The following is a 5,467-nucleotide window of genomic DNA, read 5'->3' on the forward strand; positions in this document are numbered from 1 at the left end:
AGCAACCCGCTCATCGGCACCCCGGCCCGCTTCGAGAGCTTCGCAAGCGACCACGCGCACACGGGCGACTCCTGTTCCGCGCGCCACAATTGCGCGAGCGTGGCGACGAGCGCCGCATCGATTTCATCGGTCATGAGTGACTCCTTTCAGGCCATCGTTGCAACGAGCTCGCCCAGTGTCCTTAGTGCCGCCTCGGTCTGCGCGTTCCACGGATAGCTGTAGTTCAGCCGGATAAAGTGGCGAAAGTCATTGCGTGTCGAAAACATGGTGCCCGGTCCAATCGTAATGCTACACGCCAATGCGGCTTGGTAAAGCCGCATTGAATCGACGCGCTCCGGCAGTTCCACCCACAACACGTAGCCTCCCTGTGGCGTGGAAATGCGCGTTCCAGCCGGAAAGAATCGCAGCACCATGGCGCTCATGATGCGCGCCTGCTGCCGATAAACTTTACGCACGTTGCGCAAGTGACGGTCATAGCCGTCATTCCGCAGATAATCTGCCACCGCGACTTGCGGCACGGAGGGCGTGGTGAGCGTGTTGAGAAACTTGAGCTTCTCGACTTGCGCGCGATATCGTCCCGGCATCGCCCAGCCGATCCGGTACGACGCAGTCAGACTCTTCGAGAACGACGCGCAGTGCAGCACAAGCCCTTTCTTGTCGAAGTTCTTGAGCGTCGAAGGCCGCGTCTCACCGTAATATAGTTCCTGATAGACGTCGTTTTCGATCGCCGGAATGTCGTGCGCGGCAAGCAGGTCGACGAGCTGCTTTTTCCGCTCATCGGGCATTTGGAAGCCGAGTGGGTTCTGAAAATTCGGCATGACCATGCAGGCCGCAATCTTCTGCTGATCGATGATACGAGCCAGCATGTCGACGTCGATACCATCGGCGGGATGGGTCGGCACTTCGATCGCGCGCATGCCGAGACGCTCGATGGCGTGGAGCATCGCGTAGTACGTGGGCGATTCGACGGCGACGGTGTCGCCCGGCTTCGCGACCGCCTGCAGGCTGAGGTTGATGGCCTCGGTCGCACCGAGCGTGATGATGATTTCGCCGGGGTCCACGGGCACGCCGTTCTCGGCGTAGCGCCGCGCGATTTGCCGGATCAGTTCAGGGTTCCCGGGCGGCAGGTCGTCAATCAGGTTCCAGTTCGAATGACGTCGCGCGATAGCGTTTGCATACTGATTGATGCGGCGCCACGGAAAAAGCGTCGGGTCAGGATAAGGCGAGCCCAGCGGAACGGCATCTTGCGCGCGAATACTTCGGAGCGTTGCGAGCACGAGCCGGCTCACATCGACTTCCGACGCAACCGCCGTCACTGGCACAACCGGGTTGCGCGCCGCTTGCGGCTCAGCGAGTTCGCGAACGAAATACCCCAACTGCGGCCGTGTTTCGACAACACCGCGGCTCTCAAGCAACGCGTAAGCGTGCAAGACGGTCTTGATGCCCACGCCGTGTTGCTGGCTCGCTTGCCGGATCGACAAAATCCGTTCGCCAGCCACAAACACACCACGGCGCACGGCTTGCTCAATTTCATCGGCGAGTTTTTCGTAGAGCTTCAAGGGTCGGCCCGAACATAAGCGGACCGATCGGCGGCCGCCGGAGTGATCACTTGTGCATGGATTTCATAGTCGGCAGGGGCACTTGCCATTTCCACTTGCCATGTTCGTCCTCGTGCAACAGGGTGACCGGAGTCGGCGTCAGGCGCCATAGTCTGGCCGCCAACCACCATCGACCCACAGGGCCAAGATGGCTCGCATCGAGCAGGACAATATCGCAACGTAGTTCGGCCGCAAAAGCAGCCGTCGTTTGCGCAGCCGGACCGAATCTGCGTGTCAGCGTGAACGGAACACCCGCATTCTCCAGCACTGCTTGCGTCCCGCGAACCCCACCAGACATCTCCTCCAGAAGTTCCGAACACTGTTCGGCGATGGAATGAAATGCGACTACGCGGCACTGATCCGGAGGCTCAAGCACTTCAAGCAGTTCGACTTGCAAGCCTCGATGCTTGCCGGACAGAAAAGCCGCATGTCGCGCGGCTCCGACCGCGCCGTGAATACTGATGATCGGGATAAGCAGGCGAAGCATGACACCCTCCGGCGCGCGATGGACCCGCCGTCGCGCTAAGCCCATTTTACATCCCGGGACGACGATCGGGTTCCGGCCGTTGGCCAGGTTAGTCAGCGAGCGCAAAACTCGCGGTTAGTTTGAGAACAACATGCGAAAACTTACTATTTGGGATTGCGGTTTGGTTTTGTAAGGCGGCGAGAGAGAACGGGCGCGGGCAAATGCATAGCCCGCGCATGGCTCATGCTGGCTCACGCTGCCTAACTTAACGAAGGCTAGCCGATTTAATTAGGAATCGAAAGTGGTTCAAATTCCTGGAATCTATCCCATCCCTATCCCGCAAGGGAATCCCGTTTTTAGAATAATCGGATTGATTGAGGGTATACATCGATTAATTTGCAAGGCACCTGTCCTAGCATTTTGATACATTAATCAGGCGCATGATCTTGCCGGATAGTGTGAGAGGCTGTACCGCTCGACAGGGGAGCTTCTCCGGCCTGCACCGCGATGCGCGACCAAGTGTTCAACAACTGAGCTACTACGGGAGAGTGACATGGAGCAGCGGGGAAAAGGCATCGAACGGGTGCAGGACATGCGTCGGGGATTAATGCAGGCCGCCGGCTTGACGGCGGCATTAGCGCTCTTGGGTGGTCCGATCACGTCGGCGCAGGCTGCCGAGATGGGCTCATTCCCGGCGCACAAGCGTTGGAAGATCGTTTTCGTCAACCATGTCACGACGAACCCATTCTTCGTGCCGACTCAATACGGCATTCAGGACGCTGTGGCTGCCTTCGGAATGGACTACCAGTGGACTGGCTCGGCCAATGCGGACGTCGGCGAGATGGTCAATGCGATGAACGCGGCGATAGCCGCGAAAGCCGACGCGATCGCGGTACCGATCGTAGACCCGAAGGCGTTCGACAAGCCAATTCAGAAGGCGCTTGACGCGGGCATTCCGGTCTTCGCCTATAACGCCGATGCACCCCAAGGCAGCACTAATCCTCGCCTCGCGTACATAGGACAGGATCTCTATTTATCGGGCTACCAGATGGGCGAGCGTATCGTCAGCCTCATCGACAGCGGAACGGTCGGGCTCTTTATCGCGACGCCGGGGCAGCTCAATATCCAGCCGCGTCTGGATGGCGCGCTCGATGCGATCAAGAAGTCCGGCAAGAAGATCGACGCCCAGACCATCGCGACCGGGGCGACCGTCAACGAGGAGCTTTCAAAAATCAAGTCGTTCTTCCTGGGACATCAGGATTTGAAAGGAATGTTCGCCGTCGATGCGGGCAGTACGCAAGGCGTCGCCGAGGTCATGAAGGAATCGGGCCTGCCGGCTAAAGGCGTGCATGGCGGCGGTTTCGACCTGCTGCCGCGCACCATCGAGCTGATTCACGACGGCTTCCTGGATTTCACGATCGACCAGCAGCCCTATGTGCAGGGTTTTTATACGGTGCTCGAAGCCTTCGTGTTTCTGGCTTCTGGTGGACTGGTGGGGCCGGCCAATATCAACACGGGTCTTAAGTTTGTCACCAAGGACACGGTCGAGCCTTATCTGAACACCGAGACGCGCTACGAGGGCAAGACCACCAAGCCTCAGATCGTGCCACGTACCGGACCCATCAAAACGTGACGTCGCCGGTGGCCGATATAAAAAAATCCAGCGGACGCCCGAATCGATTTTCGGGCGTGATTGCGCGATCCGGCGAGATCCGCATTCTGGTCGTGGCGTTGATCCTCAGTGTGTACTTTGAGACGGTCAACCACGACTTTCTGCTGACCAGCGCGAGCCTTGAAAACCTGTCGCAGTTCATCGCGCCGGTGGCGATCATTGCGTGTGGCGAAATCATGCTGATGATCGGCGGAGAAATCGATCTCTCCGCGGGGATGGTCTTCGCGTTCGCGCCGTTCATCATGCATTTCGCGAGCGAGGCAGGGTTGCCTGTGTGGATCGCCTTGCTGGTCGGCGTGGCGGCGGCCGGCGTGGTCGGGTTGATTAACGGGGCGGTGACTGTATACCTGCGGATACCGTCTTTCGTTACGACACTCGGCACGCTGTTCTTTGTCAATGGCTTCACGCTGACCATTTCGCGAGGCACGCCGGTTTCGCCGCCTGGCGACGCCGGATTCGCGGCGTTCGTCGGGGAATGGGGCTATAGCGAAATCATCTGGACGATTGCGATTGCGGTCGTCATGCACGTATTGCTTCGCCATACACGATGGGGTTTGCACACGATCGCATCGGGCGCCAATCCGCTAGGCGCGAGTGAAGCGGGGATTCAGGTAAGGCGGCTGAAGATGGGCAATTTTGTCATCGCTGCGCTGCTTGCGGGTTTCACCGGGATCCTTGAAGGATTTCGAATTACGTCGATTGATCCGCAAGCGGGCGGCAACCAGATCATGTTCCTGGCGGTGGCCGCCGCCGTGATTGGCGGTACGCCATTGGCGGGGGGCTCGGGCACGATCATTGGCGGCCTGATTGGCGCGGCGGTGCTCGGTATTCTCAACGACGGCTTCACGCTGATCGGCATCAACGCCTTCACCTTCAACATGATTCTCGGCGCGGCGATCCTGGCGGCGATGATCTTTAACATCCATGCGGTTCGTCTCGCGCGCAAGGGAGGATAGGGATGTCGGATGTTCCAGAAGCGCTGCGCGGCGAAGATATTGTCAAGCGGTTCGGTGCGGTGACTGCACTCGATGGCGTGTCGCTTACGCTGAAGCGGGGCGAGATCCTTGGCATCCTGGGTGACAATGGCGCGGGCAAGTCGACGTTGATCAAGATCCTTACGGGGTTCCAGTCGCAGACAAGTGGCCGGCTATTTGTCGATGGGCAGGAAACGGCGCTTAGCTCCGTTGATCATGCCCGTTCGTTGGGAATCGAGTGCGTCTACCAGGACCTCGCGCTCGCCAATTCGCTGAGCATTTATCACAACATGTTCCTCAACCGGGAGATCATTTATCCGGGTCCGTTTCGCCTGTTGAACAATCGCGCGATGCGCGCGCGTGCGGCGGAGTGTCTGGAAGAGATCGGGGTGAACATACCCTCGGTCGACCTGGCGGTCGAGCAGCTTTCGGGTGGGCAACGTCAGGCGATTGCCGTCGCCCGGGCGGTCAATTCGAATGCCCGAATACTCCTGCTCGACGAGCCGCTGGCCGCGATGGGCGCCCGTGAGGCCGGCCTGATCATCGACTTGATTCTGCGGTTGAAGCAGAAGGGCAATCTTTCTATTGTCATGATCATGCATAACTATGCGCAAACTCTCGATATCGCTGATCGCGTGATGTTGATGCAGCGTGGGCGCGTGACTTATGAGCGCGAAGCGCATAGTACCTCTGTCGAGGAATTGATGGATATTGTGAGGAGGGAGTATCGGGCGATGAGGGTACCGGGGGGGTAACG

5 protein-coding genes and 1 pseudogene are annotated in these 5,467 nt (G+C 59.0%); 3 read left to right on the forward strand and 3 right to left on the reverse strand.

Annotated elements, in window-relative coordinates; genetic code table 11:
- The 3 genes and pseudogenes from WCA53_RS08420 to WCA53_RS08430 all read right to left on the reverse strand — a co-directional run.
- Window positions 1–134: pseudogene (locus WCA53_RS08420) on the reverse strand (ArsR family transcriptional regulator); the annotation flags it as partial.
- Window positions 135–146: 12 nt separating this feature from the next.
- Window positions 147–1,559: a PLP-dependent aminotransferase family protein gene (locus WCA53_RS08425; protein WP_423907913.1), complete on the reverse strand. Its 1,413-nt coding sequence runs from the start codon at window positions 1,557–1,559 to the stop codon at window positions 147–149.
- Between the two features lie 46 nt (window positions 1,560–1,605).
- Window positions 1,606–2,085, reverse strand: a complete 480-nt coding sequence (locus WCA53_RS08430) for a universal stress protein (protein ID WP_423907916.1) — start codon at window positions 2,083–2,085, stop codon at window positions 1,606–1,608.
- Window positions 2,086–2,617: 532 nt separating this feature from the next.
- On the opposite strand from WCA53_RS08430, the gene WCA53_RS08435 reads away from it, so the two are divergent.
- The 3 genes from WCA53_RS08435 to WCA53_RS08445 are packed head-to-tail and all read left to right on the forward strand — an operon-like array spanning window position 2,618 to window position 5,465.
- Window positions 2,618–3,697 carry a sugar ABC transporter substrate-binding protein gene (locus tag WCA53_RS08435; RefSeq protein ID WP_423907919.1) on the forward strand — a complete coding sequence of 360 codons (1,080 nt, stop codon included), beginning with the start codon at window positions 2,618–2,620 and terminating at the stop codon, window positions 3,695–3,697.
- Window positions 3,698–3,753: 56 nt separating this feature from the next.
- The gene (locus WCA53_RS08440) at window positions 3,754–4,692 is read left to right on the forward strand and encodes an ABC transporter permease (protein ID WP_423907921.1); all 939 of its coding nucleotides are present in this window, start codon (window positions 3,754–3,756) and stop codon (window positions 4,690–4,692) included.
- 2 nt (window positions 4,693–4,694) lie between these two features.
- Window positions 4,695–5,465, forward strand: coding sequence for an ATP-binding cassette domain-containing protein (locus WCA53_RS08445; RefSeq protein ID WP_423907923.1), 771 nt, complete (start codon window positions 4,695–4,697; stop codon window positions 5,463–5,465).
- Window positions 5,466–5,467 lie beyond the last annotated feature (2 nt).

The organism is Caballeronia sp., from assembly GCF_049581465.1.
In the GTDB taxonomy this organism is placed as follows: domain Bacteria; phylum Pseudomonadota; class Gammaproteobacteria; order Burkholderiales; family Burkholderiaceae; genus Caballeronia.

What these genes read in the sequence shown, in the direction of transcription:
- WCA53_RS08435 (WP_423907919.1), top strand. Translation starts at nt 2,618, where the DNA reads ATGGAGCAGCGGGGAAAAGGCATCGAACGGGTGCAGGACATGCGTCGG.
- WCA53_RS08445 (WP_423907923.1), top strand. Translation starts at nt 4,695, where the DNA reads ATGTCGGATGTTCCAGAAGCGCTGCGCGGCGAAGATATTGTCAAGCGG.
- WCA53_RS08430 (WP_423907916.1), bottom strand. Translation starts at nt 2,085, where the DNA reads ATGCTTCGCCTGCTTATCCCGATCATCAGTATTCACGGCGCGGTCGGA.